The organism is Aquabacter sp. DMC10, from assembly GCF_056314145.1.
In genome coordinates this window covers 309,625-323,031 of record NZ_JBQUYX010000008.1, presented here as the reverse complement: position 1 = coordinate 323,031, position 13,407 = coordinate 309,625, and the positions used below count along the sequence as shown (strand labels likewise).

The window sequence follows — 13,407 nt, the reverse complement described above, 5'->3', positions numbered from 1 at the left end:
CGTCGCGGGCCGCGCGCGTCTACCTCCAGGCCATGAAATTCCTCGATCAAGCCAAGGTCTATGTCCGGTCCGGAGACGGGGGCGCAGGGTGCGTCTCGTTCCGGCGCGAAAAGTTCATCGAGTTCGGCGGCCCCAATGGCGGGGACGGCGGACGCGGCGGCGACGTATGGATCGAATGCGTCGACGGGCTCAACACGCTCATCGACTACCGCTACCAGCAGCACTTCAAGGCCAAGAAGGGCGAGCACGGCATGGGCGCCAACCGCACCGGCGCCAAGGGCGCCGATGTGGTGCTGAAAGTGCCCGCCGGCACCCAGATCCTGGACGAGGACGAGGAGACGGTGCTCGCCGACCTCACCGAGGTCGGCCAGAGGATCAAGCTGCTGGAAGGCGGCAATGGCGGCTTCGGCAATGCCTATTTCAAGACCTCCACCAACCAGGCGCCCCGCCGGGCCAATCCGGGCCTGGAAGGCCAGGAGCGCTGGATCTGGCTTCGCCTGAAGCTGATCGCCGATGCTGGCCTCGTCGGCCTGCCCAATGCCGGCAAGAGCACGTTCTTGGCCGCCACCACGGCAGCCAAGCCCAAGATCGCCGACTATCCCTTCACCACCTTGCATCCCGGCCTCGGCGTAGTGCGGGTGGACGGGCGCGAATTCGTGCTGGCCGACATTCCCGGCCTCATCGAGGGCGCCCACGAAGGGGTCGGCATTGGCGACCGGTTCCTGGCCCATATCGAGCGCTGCCGGGCGCTGCTCCATCTGGTGGATGGCACCAGCGAGCATGCGGGCAAGGCCTACAAGACCGTGCGCGCCGAGCTTCTCGCCTATGGGGCGGGGCTGGAGGACAAGCCGGAGATCGTGGCCCTGTCCAAGATCGACGCGCTCTCGCCCGAGCTGCTGAAGCAGCAGAAGGAACGCCTGCAGCGCGCGGCGAAGAAGAAGCCGCTTTTGCTCTCCGCCCAGTCCGGCGCCGGCGTGGAGGCGGCCCTGCGCGCCCTTCTCTCCACGGTGGAGACCGCCCGCGCCGAGGAAGAGGCCGCCGCCCGACCGAAGGCGGAATGGCGGCCGTGAGGCCGGAGCAGCCTTCCGACCGCGAGACCTTGCAACAAGCTGAACCCGCGTCCGAGCCCATGACGCCCGAGCAGACGGCGCGGTTCGACGCGCTCTTGCGCATGTCGGATGACGCCGCGCGCCAAGCGCGTCCGGCCGCCACGTCCGACCACCGCGACATGTACGACGCGGATGGACTGCCTCTTTGACGGGGCGGCTTCAGTGTGCCCATTCTTGATGGCGCGGGGCCCAGGGTGTACCCTTTAGGGGTACATAAGGAGCCTTGCCATGCCGGAGCGCAGCGCCGTGCGGGTGGGCGTGAAGGCCTTTCGCGCCAACCTTGCCGCCTATTTGCGGGATGTGGAGCAGGGGGCGTCCCTTATCCTGGTCTCTCGCGGGCGGGATGTGGCGCGGATCGAGCCCGCGGTGGCACCAGCGGAACGTCGCGCCGGCACCATGGCCGGTGTCATCCGCATGGCCGAGGATTTCGACCGTCTGCCCGATGATCTGCTGGACGAGATGGAGCGCGGCCTGTGAGGGTGCTGCTCGACACCCATGCGGTGCTGTGGTTCCTGGCGGGGGATCCCCGCTTGTCCGCCTCAGTCCAGCACGTGATCGCCGATCCGCAGAATGAGGTTTTCGTCAGCGCGGTCTCGGCCTGGGAAGTGGCGGTCAAGCTGCGCATCGGCAAGCTTGAGCTGGACTTTGATCGCTTCCTTCTCGAGCTCGAAGCCTTTGACTGGCTCGGTGTGGAGCAGAGGCACCTGCGGCGGCTGGCGGGCCTGCCTGTGCACCATCGCGACCCCTTCGACCATCTCCTGGTTGCCCAGGCGCTGGAGGAGGACCTGGCCTTTGTCACCGCGGACACCCGCGCCCCCGCCTATGGCCTGCGCATCCTCCCCTGTTCCTGACGCCCGGCTTGGAGTATCGAGACGGCCCCTGTTCCTGCCGTGAAGCTCCCACCGTGACCGTCAAGACGCCCGCCCTCACCGATTTCCGCCGCATCGTCATCAAGGTGGGGTCGGCCCTCCTGGTGGATTCCACCCGTGGCAAGGTGCGCCTGGCCTGGCTGTCCTCGCTGGTGGAGGACATCAGCGCCCTCCATGCCAAGGGCAAGGAGGTGATGGTGGTCTCCTCCGGCGCCATCGCGCTGGGGCGCACGGTGCTTGGCCTGCCGCGCGGCATCCTGAAGCTGGAGGACAGCCAGGCCGCCGCCGCCGTCGGGCAGATTGCGCTCGCCCGCACCTGGGCGGAGGCGCTGGCTCATGAGGACATCACCGCCGGTCAGATCCTCTTGACGCTGGGCGACACCGAGGAGCGCCGCCGCTACCTGAACGCCCGCTCCACCCTGGCGCGGCTGATGGAGCACCGGGCGGTGCCGGTCATCAACGAGAACGATACGGTGGCCACCTCCGAGATCCGCTATGGCGACAATGATCGCCTCGCGGCCCGCGTCGCCACCATGGCGAGCGCCGATCTCCTGGTGCTGCTCTCCGACATCGATGGCCTCTATACGGCCCCGCCGGCCCACAATCCCGATGCCGAATTCCTGCCCGTGGTGCCCCGCATCACCGCCGAGATCGAGGCCATGGCGGGGGCGGCGGGCTCCGAGCTGTCGCGCGGCGGCATGCGCACCAAGATCGAGGCGGGCAAGATCGCCACCTCCGCCGGCACCCATATGGTGATCGCCTCCGGCCACCGGAAAAACCCGCTGCGCGCCATCTCCGAGGGCGCCCGCTGCACTTGGTTCCTCACCGGCGCCACCCCCGCCCGCGCCCGCAAGGCCTGGATCGCCGGGGCGCTGGAGCCCCGCGGGGTGCTGCATCTGGACGAGGGCGCCGTGGCCGCGCTGCGGCGGGGGGCGAGCCTTCTGCCGGCGGGCGTCAAGCGCATCGAGGGCACCTTCGAGCGCGGCGACGCCGTGCTGCTGCGGGGCCCCGACGGGGCGGAGATCGGGCGCGGTCTGGTGGCCTATGACAGCGACCACGCGGACCGCATCATGGGGCGTGGCACGGACGAGATCGAGGCGCTCCTCGGCATTGTCGGCCGGGCCGAGATGATCCACCGTGACGATATGGTTGTCGGCGGAAAGTAGCCGGCTTACGAACTTTTTTGCCGCTCTCGGGAGCTCAGATGTGGGTGCGGGGCACCGCGCTGGGTTGCAATCCATGCATGGCCGTGCCCGAGGGTTCCGCCTGCGCCCCTGTCACGCCGGGTAACCCGATGCTATGTATGGCGCCCCGCCGCGTCAGGCGGGCCAGAAATCAGCCGTGAGCAAAGCCATGTCCGTCTCGTCCGCTGCCCGTGCGATGGTCCCCTCCCTTGAGGGTTCCGCCAAGCCGCCGGCGGATGTGAACGCTTATATGCTCGACCTCGGGCGCAAGGCGCGGGCTGCCGGACGCACCCTCTCCGTGGCCGATGCAGGCCAGAAGACCGCGGCCCTGAAAGCCGCCGCCGCCGCCATCCGCGCCGCCGCGCCCGCCATCCTGGAGGCCAATGCCCGGGACCTGGAGCGCGCCAGGGCGGACGGCATGAGCGCCGCATTCCAGGATCGCCTGGCCCTGACTCCCGCGCGGGTGGAGGCCATCGCCGCCGGCGTGGACATGGTCGCGGCGCTGCCCGATCCCGTTGGTGCCGTCACCGAGAGCTGGACGCGGCCCAATGGCCTGAAGATTGAGCGGGTGCGCACGCCGCTCGGCGTCATCGGCGTCATCTATGAGAGCCGGCCCAATGTGACGGCGGACGCGGCGGCCCTGTGCCTGCGCGCCGGCAATGCGGTGATCCTGCGCGGCGGTTCCGACAGCCTGAATTCCTCCGGCGCCATTCATGCCGCATTCGTCCAGGGCCTGCGGCAGGCGGGGCTGCCCGAGGATGCCGTGCAGTTCGTGCCCTTCGCGGACCGCGCGGCCGTAGGCGCCATGCTGGCCGGGCTTGGCGGCAATCTGGACGTGATCGTGCCGCGCGGCGGCAAGGGCTTGGTGGGCCGCGTGCAGACCGAGGCCCGCGTGCCGGTCTTCGCGCACCTGGACGGCATCGTGCATGTCTATGTGCATGCGGCCGCCGATCTCGACATGGCCAAGACCGTGCTTCTCAACGCCAAGATGCGGCGGACCGGCATTTGCGGCGCGGCGGAAACGCTGCTGGTGGACGCGGCCTGTGCCTCCACCCATCTGGCGCCGCTGGTGACCATGCTTCTGGATGCCGGCTGCGAGGTGCGCGGCGATGCGGCGGCCCAGGCGGTCGATCCCCGGGTGAAGCCGGCGGTGGAGGCGGACTGGGACACCGAATATGAGGATGCCATCATCTCCGCCAAGGTGATTGAGGGCATCGACGCGGCCATCGCCCATATCGAAGGGCACGGCTCCCACCACACCGATTCCATCATCACGGCGGACGCGGCGGCGGCCGCCAAGTTTCTCTCCGAGGTGGATTCGGCCATCGTGGTGCACAATGCCTCCACCCAGTTCGCCGATGGCGGCGAGTTCGGGTTCGGGGCCGAGATCGGCATTGCCACCGGCCGCATGCATGCGCGTGGCCCGGTGGGTGCCGAGCAGCTCACCACCTTCAAATATCGCGTGCACGGCGCCGGCCAGATCCGTCCGTGATGCCGGGGAATCGGCCCGTGCGGGTGACGCAGGCCGAGGCCGAGCGCCTGCCCATGGCCGTGCCCGGCCTTCGGGTGGGGCTGTTCGGCGGCACCTTCAATCCTGCCCATGAGGCGCACCGGGCGGCGAGCCTTCTGGCCTTGCGGCGGCTGGGTCTCGACCGGGTGTGGTGGCTGGTCACGCCCGGCAATCCCCTGAAGGACAATCATCGCTTGCCTTCGCTGGCCCATCGCGTGGCGGCCGCGCGCAGGGTGGCGCGCCATCCGCTCATCGATGTGACTGGCGGCGAGGCCATGCTGGGCACCCGCTACAGCTGCGAGACGGTGGAGCGGCTGAAGCGGCGCATGCCCCGCCTGCGCTTCGTGTGGATCATGGGGGCGGACAATCTGGCCTCCTTCCACAAATGGCAGAGCTGGCGGGAACTGGCCGATCTCGTGCCCTTGGCGGTGGTGGACCGCATGGGTTCCTCGCTGGCCGCCACCGCCTCCATCGCCGGCCGGGCGCTGGCCAAATATCGCATTGATGAAAGCGACGCGGCCATCCTGCCGACCCTCTCCGCGCCGGCCTGGGTGTTCCTGCACGGCATGAAATCCCCCGTCTCCTCCACGCGCATTCGCGCTGCACAAGAAGCGGGGCAGGGGAGCGCGGCGGGGGAGGGGATGCGGAACCCTTGATGTTTGCTGGATTTTAAGGCATTGTTAGCGATGCGGCTTCAGGGATCGGCTTCGTCGGTTCCCAGGGGGCCGTTGATTTGATCGAGAGGATCTGGACCCCTGTCAACGACGGCTCTTCTGGCGGCCGCCCCCACCCCGGCGCCCGCTTCAGTCTCCGAAGCGCAGCTTGATGCGGAGGAGATTCTCGCCTTCGTCACTGCCAGCCTCGATGACGACAAGTCGGAAGACATCGTCTCCATCGACCTGCGGGGCAAGACATCCATCGCCGATTACATGGTGATCGCGTCCGGCCGCTCGCAGCGGCATGTGGGCGCTGTTGCCGACCACCTGATCGAGGGGCTGAAGGCCAAGGGCGTGCGCAATGTGCGCGTCGAAGGCCAGCCGGCCTGCGACTGGGTGCTCATCGACGCGGGCGACGTGATTATCCACGTCTTCCAGCCGGAGGTCCGCAGCTTCTACAATATCGAGAAGATGTGGTCCGGCACCGCGCGCGCCTGAGCGTCTGACGGCCGCGCCGCGCGGAGGAGGTGCGGTGCGCCTGCAACTTGTGTGTGTCGGCCGCCTGAAAGCAGGCGCCGAGCGGGAACTGGTCGGCCGCTACCTGGACCGGGCGAAAGCCACCGGACGTGCGCTGGGGCTCGCCGGTTTCGACGTGGCCGAACTCTCCGAATCCGCCGCCCGCCGCGCGGAAGACCGCATGGCCGAGGAAGGCGGGGCGATCTTGACTGCGCTGGCCCCCGGCGCCCGCATCGTGGCGTTGGACCCGCGCGGCAAGCCTTTGAGCAGCGAAGATTTTTCCACCCGTGTCGCGACCGTGCGCGATGCCGGCGCGCCGGCCATGGCCTTCGTCATCGGCGGCGCGGACGGCCTGAGCCCCGCCGTGCGCGACAAGGCCGACCTTCTGCTCGCCTTCGGCGCCGCCACCTTTCCCCATCAGCTGGTGCGCGTCATGCTGGCCGAACAGCTCTATCGGGCCACCACCATCCTGTCCGGCCATCCCTATCATCGGGCCTGAGCGCGCCGCTCACCGTCCCGGCAGGCTGGCGCCGCCATCCACGCCGATGAGCTGGCCGGTGATGAAGCTCGCGTCTTCCGAAAGCAGGAAGGCGATGGCCGCGGCCACTTCCGCCGGCTCGCCCACCCGGCCCATGGGCACCGCCCGCAGCGCGCGGGCTTCCGATTCACTGCCCGGCGGGCGGGCCTTGCGAAAAAGCTCGGTGCCGATGGGGCCGGGCGCCACCGCATTGCAGGTGATGGCGAAGGGCGCCAGCTCCAGGGCCCAGGTGCCGGTGCAGCCGAGCAGCGCGGCCTTGGCGGCCGAATAGGCGGTGCGGTCGATGCTGCCATGGAGGGCGCGGCTGACCACATTGACGATGCGGCCATAGCGGCGCGCCTTCAGCCCTTCCAAGAAGAACTGTGTCACCTGCACGGCGACCCGCAAGTTGAGGTCCAGCACGGCGTGGAGCGTGGCCAGGTCCACCGCGCCGAAAGGCTGGGGCATGACAGCGCCCACATTATTGACGATGCCGCTCACCGTGAAGCGGTCCGCCACGGCCTTGAGGCCTGCCGCGGTGGCGGCGACGTCCGAGAGGTCGCACGAGATGAGCGTGCCGGGAAAGTCCACGTGGTCCACGCCCCGTGCAAGGCCCACCACCGTCCGGCCCTGGGCGGCGAGCCGCTGCGCGGTGGCCAGGCCAATGCCCTTGGAGGCGCCGGTAATGAGGATTGCCGTCTCGTCCATCTCGCCCCCCGGGCCGGCGTGGCAACCGGCCTGTCTTGCGCCCGACCGCCATTTGGCCGGTCATGGTTTACGTCTCCTAAACCCGCGCCGGTTAAGGCTGCGTTCATGACCGCTCATCCGCGCCGGCACGTCCGCATCCTGATGCTCGGGGGCTTCGTCCTCGCGGGCGCGGCGCTGCTGCCGGTGGCGCTGGAGGCGCAGAACACCCCGAAGCCGGCGCCATCAGCCGCGGGGAGCCCCCCTGCGGCGGCCTCCCCCTCCCCCCTGCCGAAGCCCCGTCCAGGTGGCAGGGCCAATCTGGGCGCGGCCGATCTCGACACCGAGGCCATTCGGGCGGAGATTGCCCGCAATGCCACGTTCCAGGCGGGCCTGCGGCAGGATCTGGAGGCCGCGCGCAATGATCGCGGCAAGCTCAACCGGCTGCTGGTGGACGCCACCACGCGCATCCGCACGGTCGAGCAGCAATTGCTCGACCTGGAACCGCGCCTGGCCGCCCTCGACCGCTCGGCCGCGGATCTGCGCCAGTCGCTGATGCAGCGTCGGGACCTCCTGGCGGAGGTGCTGGCCGCGCTGGTGCGCATGGGACGCAACCCGCCGCCAGCCCTCCTCATGCGCCCGGACGATGCCCTCGATTCGGTGCGCTCTGCCATTCTGCTGGGTGCGCTCCTGCCGGAATTGCGCGTGGAGGCGGAGACGCTGGCCGCTGACCTTGCGGAACTGTCCCGGGTGCGCACCGAAATGGTCGCCGCCCAGGACGCCCTGAAGGCCCTGCGCACATCTCTGGAAGAGGACCGGGTGCGCATCGCCGTGCTGGTGGAGGAGCGCCAGAAGCGCGAGGCGGAGGCGCAGATCGCCCAGCCCGGCGACCGCGCCCAGGCGGAACTGGTGGCCCGGAACACCCCGGACGTGCACGATCTCGTGACAAGGCTGGAGACCGAGGTGCCCCCCGCCAGCCGTGCCGCCGATGCCGCCAAGGCAGGCGCGGGCCCCGCGCGCCCCGACGGCCCCCCGGTCAGCACCGAGCTGGCCGCCCTGTCCAACCCCGCGCGCCTGTCGCCGGCGATGCCCTTTGCGCAGGCTAAAGGCTTGCTGCCGCTGCCGGTTGCCGGGGTGCGGGTGCGTGAATTCGGCGCCCCCGACCCGGTGGGTGGCACCGAGAAGGGCATGACGCTGGCCACCCGATCCGGCGCACAAGTGGCCTCGCCCGTGGATGGCTGGGTGGTGTATGCAGGACCGTTCCGCAGCTACGGGCAACTCTTGATCATCAATGCCGGCGGCGGGTACCATATCTTGATGGCGGGGATGGAACGAATTTCGGTCGACCTCGGCCAATTCGTCCTGACGGGGGAGCCGGTGGCGGTGATGGGCGGCGGATCAAGATCTGCCGGTTCAGCCTCGGGACAGCCGCAATTGTATGTCGAGTTCCGAAAAGACGGAGTCTCGATCGATCCCGCCCCATGGTGGGCGGCAACGGACAGTCAGAAGGTGCGCGGATGATGCGTCGTACGTCTTTCTTTGTTGTCGGCGTCGCGGCCGGCGCCTTGGGGGCGGTTCTCGCCACCCAGCCGGGCATGCTGTCCAGCATGGCGGCGCAGGCGGCATCGTCCGACACCTACCGCCAGTTGAACCTTTTTGGTGACGTGTTCGAGAAGGTGCGCTCCGACTACGTGGAGAAGCCCGACGACGCCAAGCTGGTGGAAGCGGCCATCAACGGCATGCTCGCCGGCCTCGATCCGCATTCCTCCTACATGGACGCGAAGAGCTTCCGCGACATGCAGGTGCAGACCCGCGGCGAGTTCGGCGGCCTCGGCATCGAGGTCACCATGGAGGATGGCCTTGTGAAGGTCATCTCGCCCATCGACGACACCCCGGCGTCCAAGGCGGGCGTGCAGGCCGGCGACATCATCACCAAGCTCGACGGCGAGCAGGTGCAGGGCATGACCCTGAACCAGGCGGTCGAGAAGATGCGCGGCGCGGTCAACACGCCCATCATCCTCACCGTGGTGCGCAAGGGGCAGGACAAGCCCATCGAGATCAAGGTGGTCCGCGACACCATCCGCATCAAGTCGGTGCGCTCGCGCATCGAGAATGGCGACATCGCCTATCTGCGGGTGACCTCGTTCAACGAGCAGACCTACGAGAATCTCAAGAAGGCGGTGGAAGACCTGACCGCCCAGATCGGGCCCGATAAGATCAAGGGCTATATCCTCGACCTGCGCAACAATCCCGGCGGCCTGCTCGACCAGGCGATCGCGGTGTCCGACGCCTTCCTGGATCGCGGCGAGATCGTCTCCACCCGCGGCCGCAATGCGGAAGAGACCCAGCGCTTCAATGCCCGCAATGGCGACCTGACCAAGGGCAAGCCGATCATCGTGCTGACCAATGGCGGCTCCGCCTCGGCCTCGGAGATCGTCGCCGGCGCCCTGCAGGACCATAAGCGCGCCACCATCCTGGGCTCGCGCACCTTCGGCAAGGGCTCGGTGCAGACCATCATTCCGCTCGGCGGCAACGGCGCCCTGCGCCTGACCACCGCGCGTTACTACACCCCCTCGGGCCGCTCCATCCAGGCCAAGGGCATCGAGCCGGACATCGTCCTCATCCAGGACCTGCCCGACGAGCAGAAGGCCAAGATCGCGGCGGCCGGTGGCGACACCACCCGCGGCGAGGCCTCGCTCAAGGGCCACCTGAAGAATGGCGACGACGAGCAGGCGGGCTCGCCCTCCTACGTGCCGCCGGACCCCAAGGACGACACCCAGCTCAAGATGGCCGTGGAGTTGCTGGAAGGCACCACCAAGAACGCGGCCTTCCCGCCCAATCCCACCAAGAGCTCCGTCGCCAACTGATCGACGGCTTGCAGGTTTGGAGGCCCGCCGGGGAAACCCGGCGGGCATTTTCTTTTTTGGCTGTCCTGCGCCTTTCGATTCAGATCAATGCACAGGAGGCGCCATCAAGGGCGAATCGCTCTTTTTCGCGCCGGCGGCGGCGCACGCGCCCTCGGGCCGCCTAAAATGGCGCGCACACAGGGAAATCTGCGCCTTGAACGCGGCCGTCCGGGCGTCACGGACGGCGGAATTATGCCCTTGCGTCAGCGAAAAATGTGCCTTTGCGGCCTCCGGTGCGGCAATGCGGCACGAATGCGGGGGATCGGTCATGTTGCCGCGTCGCAAAGCCTGTGTTAGGCAACCCCCGCAAATCGGGAACCGGCTCTGCCGTGTTTCCGGGGGCGCACATCGATATTCCCAACAGATCAAGGGTTTGGGCCTTGGAGGGCGTGCTGGGCGCCGTCAGGTCACAAGATCCGAGAGAGGCGCGGGTGGCGGAGACGATCGTGTCAGGCATGGCGGGGCGCTATGCGACCGCACTGTTCGAGCTGGCTGATGAGGCCGGATCCATCGATGCCGTGAAGGCGGATCTCGACACCCTGGGGTTGCTGATCCAGGAGAGCCCCGATTTCGCGCGTCTGGTTCGCAGTCCGGTGTTCACGGCTGACGAGCAGCTCAAGGCTGTGGTCGCGGTGCTGGACAAGCTGGGCATCGGCGGTCTCGCCGGAAATTTCGTGAAGCTCGCGGCGCAGAATCGTCGCCTGTTCGCGCTTCCCGCCATGGTCTCGGCCTATGGCGCGCTGGTCGCCGCCCGCCGGGGCGAAGTGACCGCGCAGGTCACCGCCGCCGAGCCCCTGAGCGACACCCATATTGCCGCGCTGAAGGAAGCGCTGGCTGAAAAGACCGGCAAGGACGTGAGCCTCGACGTGACCGTCGATCCGTCCATCCTCGGTGGTCTGATCGTGAAGCTCGGCTCGCGCATGGTCGATGCTTCGCTCAAGACCAAACTCAATTCTATCCGGCATGCGATGAAAGAGGTCCGCTGATGGACATTCGAGCCGCTGAAATTTCTGCCATCCTGAAAGAGCAGATCCAGAATTTCGGCCAGGAGGCGGAAGTCTCGGAGGTCGGCCAGGTTCTGTCCGTCGGCGACGGCATCGCTCGCGTCTATGGCCTCGACAATGTCCAGGCCGGCGAGATGGTCGAATTCGAGAACGGCACGCGCGGCATGGCGCTGAACCTCGAAATCGACAATGTCGGTATCGTGATCTTCGGCTCCGACCGTGAGATCAAGGAAGGCCAGACCGTCAAGCGCACCGGCGCCATCGTGGACGTGCCGGTGGGCAAGGGCCTGCTCGGCCGCGTCGTCGACGCGCTCGGCAATCCCATCGACGGCAAGGGCCCGATCCAGTTCACCGAGCGTCGCCGCGTGGACGTGAAGGCGCCGGGCATCATCCCGCGCAAGTCCGTGCACGAGCCCATGCAGACCGGCCTCAAGGCGATCGACGCCCTGATCCCGATCGGCCGCGGCCAGCGCGAGCTCATCATCGGCGACCGCCAGACCGGCAAGACCGCCGTGGCGCTCGACAGCATTCTCAACCAGAAGCCCATCAACCAGGGCACGGACGAGAAGGCCAAGCTGTATTGCGTGTACGTCGCGGTGGGCCAGAAGCGCTCCACCGTCGCCCAGTTCGTGAAGGTGCTGGAAGAGCAGGGCGCGCTGGAATATTCCATCGTGGTTGCAGCCACCGCCTCCGACGCGGCCCCCATGCAGTTCCTGGCGCCGTTCGCCGGCACCGCCATGGGCGAGTTCTTCCGCGACAACGGCATGCACGCGCTCATCATCCATGACGACCTGTCCAAGCAGGCGGTCGCCTATCGTCAGATGTCGCTGCTGCTGCGTCGTCCTCCGGGCCGCGAAGCCTATCCCGGCGACGTGTTCTACCTCCACTCCCGCCTGCTCGAGCGCGCCGCCAAGCTCAATGACGAGAACGGCGCCGGCTCCCTGACCGCCCTGCCGGTCATCGAGACCCAGGCCAACGACGTGTCGGCCTATATCCCGACCAACGTCATCTCCATCACCGACGGCCAGATCTTCCTGGAGTCGGACCTGTTCTACCAGGGCATCCGCCCGGCGGTGAACGTCGGCCTGTCCGTGTCGCGCGTGGGCTCCTCGGCCCAGATCAAGGCGATGAAGCAGGTGGCGGGCAAGATCAAGGGCGAGCTGGCCCAGTATCGCGAGCTGGCGGCCTTCGCCCAGTTCGGCTCGGACCTCGACGCCGCCACCCAGAAGCTGCTGAACCGCGGCGCCCGCCTCACCGAGCTCCTCAAGCAGGGTCAGTTCTCCCCGCTGAAGGTCGAGGAGCAGGTGGTGGTGATCTTCGCCGGCACCAACGGCTATCTGGACGCCCTGCCGGTCAGCAAGGTGCGCGAGTTCGAGCAGGGTCTCCTGCTGGCCCTGCGCTCCCAGCACCCCGAAATCCTCGACACCATCCGCACCTCCAAGGAGCTCTCCAAGGACACCCAGGAGAAGCTGGTGAAGGCCCTCGACGCCTTCGCCAAGAGCTTCGCCTGAGCCCTGACGGACGCTCTTCGGCTTCCGATGGAAAGTGACGCAAAGGGACGGGTGCGATGGCGAGCCTGAAAGACCTAAGAAACCGCATCGCCTCGGTGAAGGCGACGCAGAAGATCACCAAGGCGATGCAGATGGTCGCCGCGGCGAAGCTGCGTCGTGCTCAGATGGCAGCGGAAGCCGCCCGTCCGTTTGCGGAGCGCATGGATACCGTGCTCGGCAATCTGGCCGGCGGCATGACCACCAGTGCGGACACCCCGCTCCTCCTCGCGGGCACCGGCTCCGACCAGCGGCACCTGCTGCTGGTCTGCACCGGTGAGCGCGGCCTGTGCGGCGCCTTCAACACCTCGATCGTGCGCCTGGCGCGCGAGCGGGCCCAGGCGCTGATGGCCCAGGGCAAGGACGTGAAGTTCTTTTGCGTCGGCCGCAAGGGCTATGACCAGATCCGCCGGCAGTTCCCGACTCAGATCGTGGAACTGGTGGACCTGCGGTCCGTGCGCACGCTCAGCTTCACCAATGCCCAGGACATCGCCCACAAGGTGATTTCCCTGTTCGATCAGGGCAGCTTCGATGTCTGCACCCTGTTCTATTCCCACTTCAAGACGGTGATCGCGCAGGTCCCCACGGCCCAGCAGATCATTCCCGCCACCTTCGAGGCGAAGGCCGGCGAGGCGGTGGTCTATGATTATGAGCCCGAGGAAAGCGAGATCCTGGCGGACCTCCTGCCTCGCAACATCGCGGTGCAGATCTTCCGCGCCCTGCTCGAGAATCAGGCCTCCTTCTACGGCGCCCAGATGAGCGCCATGGACAATGCGACCCGCAATGCGGGCGACATGATCAAGAAGCAGACGCTGGTCTACAACCGGACCCGTCAGGCCATGATCACGAAGGAACTCATCGAAATCATCTCCGGCGCCGAAGCGCTCTGACGGCAGCGGGACGGA

General features: G+C 67.8%; 15 protein-coding genes. 14 read left to right on the top strand and 1 reads right to left on the bottom strand.

Translation table 11 applies throughout. The features are described from left to right. The first annotated feature begins 32 nt into the window (after positions 1-32). From obgE to rlmH, 9 genes are all read left to right on the top strand, one after another. The gene (obgE, locus tag ACT54L_RS21145; protein WP_209099109.1) at positions 33-1,070 is read left to right on the top strand and encodes a GTPase ObgE; all 1,038 of its coding nucleotides are present in this window, start codon (positions 33-35) and stop codon (positions 1,068-1,070) included. After that, positions 1,058-1,258 carry a hypothetical protein gene (locus ACT54L_RS21140; RefSeq protein ID WP_476087614.1) on the top strand — a complete coding sequence of 67 codons (201 nt, stop codon included), beginning with the start codon at positions 1,058-1,060 and terminating at the stop codon, positions 1,256-1,258. The genes obgE and ACT54L_RS21140 overlap by 13 nt, the downstream gene beginning before the upstream one ends. A 79-nt stretch (positions 1,259-1,337) precedes the next feature. Continuing rightward, on the top strand, positions 1,338-1,586 hold the full coding sequence (locus tag ACT54L_RS21135; RefSeq protein WP_476087613.1) for a type II toxin-antitoxin system Phd/YefM family antitoxin: 249 nt from the start codon (positions 1,338-1,340) through the stop codon (positions 1,584-1,586). Further along, complete coding sequence (locus ACT54L_RS21130) at positions 1,583-1,960, top strand: type II toxin-antitoxin system VapC family toxin (protein WP_476087612.1); 378 nt, start codon at positions 1,583-1,585, stop codon at positions 1,958-1,960. Before ACT54L_RS21135 ends, ACT54L_RS21130 begins: the two co-directional genes overlap by 4 nt. Before the next feature lie 53 nt (positions 1,961-2,013). After that, a complete protein-coding gene (gene proB / locus ACT54L_RS21125; RefSeq protein ID WP_476087611.1) occupies positions 2,014-3,144 on the top strand; it encodes a glutamate 5-kinase in 1,131 nt (376 codons plus the stop codon). 214 nt (positions 3,145-3,358) lie between these two features. Continuing rightward, on the top strand, positions 3,359-4,654 hold the full coding sequence (locus ACT54L_RS21120; protein WP_476087637.1) for a glutamate-5-semialdehyde dehydrogenase: 1,296 nt from the start codon (positions 3,359-3,361) through the stop codon (positions 4,652-4,654). After that, positions 4,654-5,328 (top strand): nicotinate-nucleotide adenylyltransferase, encoded by a 675-nt coding sequence (locus ACT54L_RS21115; protein ID WP_476087610.1) that lies wholly within the window; start codon positions 4,654-4,656, stop codon positions 5,326-5,328. The genes ACT54L_RS21120 and ACT54L_RS21115 overlap by 1 nt, the downstream gene beginning before the upstream one ends. A 99-nt stretch (positions 5,329-5,427) precedes the next feature. Further along, positions 5,428-5,826, top strand: a complete 399-nt coding sequence (gene rsfS, locus ACT54L_RS21110) for a ribosome silencing factor (protein WP_209105401.1) — start codon at positions 5,428-5,430, stop codon at positions 5,824-5,826. Between the two features lie 34 nt (positions 5,827-5,860). Next, a complete protein-coding gene (gene rlmH / locus ACT54L_RS21105; RefSeq protein ID WP_476087609.1) occupies positions 5,861-6,343 on the top strand; it encodes a 23S rRNA (pseudouridine(1915)-N(3))-methyltransferase RlmH in 483 nt (160 codons plus the stop codon). Positions 6,344-6,352: 9 nt separating this feature from the next. Here the strand turns inward: rlmH and ACT54L_RS21100 are convergent, their stop codons facing one another. Beyond that, positions 6,353-7,069, bottom strand: coding sequence for an SDR family oxidoreductase (locus ACT54L_RS21100; RefSeq protein ID WP_476087608.1), 717 nt, complete (start codon positions 7,067-7,069; stop codon positions 6,353-6,355). 105 nt (positions 7,070-7,174) lie between these two features. Between ACT54L_RS21100 and ACT54L_RS21095 the strand changes: the two genes are divergently transcribed. The 5 genes from ACT54L_RS21095 to ACT54L_RS21075 all read left to right on the top strand — a co-directional run bounded on the left by ACT54L_RS21095 (position 7,175) and on the right by ACT54L_RS21075 (position 13,392). Further along, positions 7,175-8,566 carry a murein hydrolase activator EnvC family protein gene (locus tag ACT54L_RS21095; RefSeq protein WP_476087607.1) on the top strand — a complete coding sequence of 464 codons (1,392 nt, stop codon included), beginning with the start codon at positions 7,175-7,177 and terminating at the stop codon, positions 8,564-8,566. Next, entirely contained in the window at positions 8,563-9,912 is a 1,350-nt protein-coding gene (locus tag ACT54L_RS21090; RefSeq protein ID WP_476087606.1) for a S41 family peptidase, read from the top strand. Before ACT54L_RS21095 ends, ACT54L_RS21090 begins: the two co-directional genes overlap by 4 nt. Positions 9,913-10,406: 494 nt before the next feature. Beyond that, positions 10,407-10,937, top strand: a complete 531-nt coding sequence (locus tag ACT54L_RS21085) for a F0F1 ATP synthase subunit delta (RefSeq protein ID WP_476087636.1) — start codon at positions 10,407-10,409, stop codon at positions 10,935-10,937. Continuing rightward, positions 10,937-12,466: a F0F1 ATP synthase subunit alpha gene (gene atpA / locus ACT54L_RS21080; RefSeq protein WP_476087605.1), complete on the top strand. Its 1,530-nt coding sequence runs from the start codon at positions 10,937-10,939 to the stop codon at positions 12,464-12,466. The genes ACT54L_RS21085 and atpA overlap by 1 nt, the downstream gene beginning before the upstream one ends. Positions 12,467-12,522: 56 nt before the next feature. After that, positions 12,523-13,392: a F0F1 ATP synthase subunit gamma gene (locus ACT54L_RS21075; protein WP_476087604.1), complete on the top strand. Its 870-nt coding sequence runs from the start codon at positions 12,523-12,525 to the stop codon at positions 13,390-13,392. The last annotated feature ends 15 nt before the right edge of the window (positions 13,393-13,407 follow it).